A 1,440-nucleotide genomic window follows, 5' to 3' on the forward strand; every position below is an offset into this window, starting at 1 on the left:
CTAAATTATGGCCATTCTCCAATAATATTTCCCTTTGCATCTAATCTATATGTTTTTACTTTTCCGGTACTATCGACTTGTGATAGTACTCTTTCTACTTGATTTCTTTCCAGCGCTCTTTTAATCTTATCTGCCAATTTCTTATCTCCATCAACAGCTTTAAATATTCTACTTTTTTTGGTCTTCGCACCATTCAACCAATCATTTGACATTTGTCGTCCATCTTTAGTTTTCCCCAATTGTGAACTACCAAACTTAGCTTCATCTATAACATATTTGATCTTTGACTCTGCATTTGCATTTTCGTATAATCCATCAATTCCTTTTACTATTTTATCATTTATGCCTGATGGTGCACTTTTTCCGACTGGCTTTAAATCAAATCCAGCTTCTTTTAAACTTTGATTATTCAATAAATTGTCACTAGATTTTATTTCACCATAATTACCTTTTTGCTTATTTGTAGCTGTTTTTGCATCAAAATTATCTACAGTTGTATTTTTGTTACTGCTAGGTTTACCGTTAGCCGCACCTCCACCAGAAGACTGGATTTTTTGAATAGTATCCTTAGTATTTTGAATCGATTTATTCCAAACAAATCCACCATGTACAAAAAGACTTACCCCAGTAGCTGTTGCTGCTATATCTAATGGAATAACAATTGGTGATGCTAACCCACCAGTTCCTACTTCTGCCACGATAGTTAAGAAATTAGATCCGCCTATGAGCGAAATACCTTCAAATATTTCTACAATGGACCCGGCTATTTAATAATTTTGCCCTGTTTTTTTAATGTTTTTTGACATTGAAAAACATACTATATAGCATCAATTGAAGCCTATGTGCCTGTGAAATGTGAGGTACGAAAGTGCATTCGCTCAAATAATAATTTTCAATTGAAATCAACAAAAGAGACCTCAAATGTGAAGTCTCTTTTGTTGAGTCTTTTTCATCTATAACTTCCTCTTTACTTATTTAATATCAGACAATCTTCCTTATTGAAATATAATAAAATCCTAATAAAAACGCGTTCTTCAAAAAGTTCTTTTTCTGCCCTACGAATCTAGTAAAATGGCTATAAGATATTACAAATTTAAGCTACGCTTAACTTGCACCAATAAATCCATTAATCCATTTCTTTCTGGATTTTTTTCCACTTCTTTTTTCACATGTTCTTCCAAATAATTATAAAAAGTTTCAAAGTCCAAATACACTTGTTGTTCAGACTCAACAGCTGGAGAATCTAATTCAACTAACACATGTTTATCATCTAAAGGTGTAGGTAGCTGTGACATATCAAATTCATCTAAATCAGACTGAAAATGAACGAATACTATTTCTTGTCCAAACCCCTCTTTTTTTACAAAAAAACTCAAAGCTCTTTCCAAGTACTTACCGTTTATAAAGTTAAAATATATTGACATCAATTCATCATTTTTC

At 31.9% G+C, this 1,440-nt stretch carries 1 protein-coding gene and 1 pseudogene; both read right to left on the reverse strand.

The annotated features are described in order from the left end of the window. Positions 1–5: 5 nt before the first annotated feature. Positions 6–767 (reverse strand): annotated as a pseudogene (locus ACQGS6_RS28440) (hypothetical protein); the annotation flags it as partial. A gap of 318 nt (positions 768–1,085) precedes the next feature. Further along, a partial coding sequence (locus ACQGS6_RS28445) for a hypothetical protein (protein ID WP_426966025.1) occupies positions 1,086–1,440 on the reverse strand: 355 nt, incomplete at its 5' end.

This window comes from Bacillus sp. GMs2/2 (genome assembly GCF_050172095.1).
In the GTDB taxonomy this organism is placed as follows: Bacteria; Bacillota; Bacilli; order Bacillales; family Bacillaceae_G; genus Bacillus_A; species Bacillus_A cereus.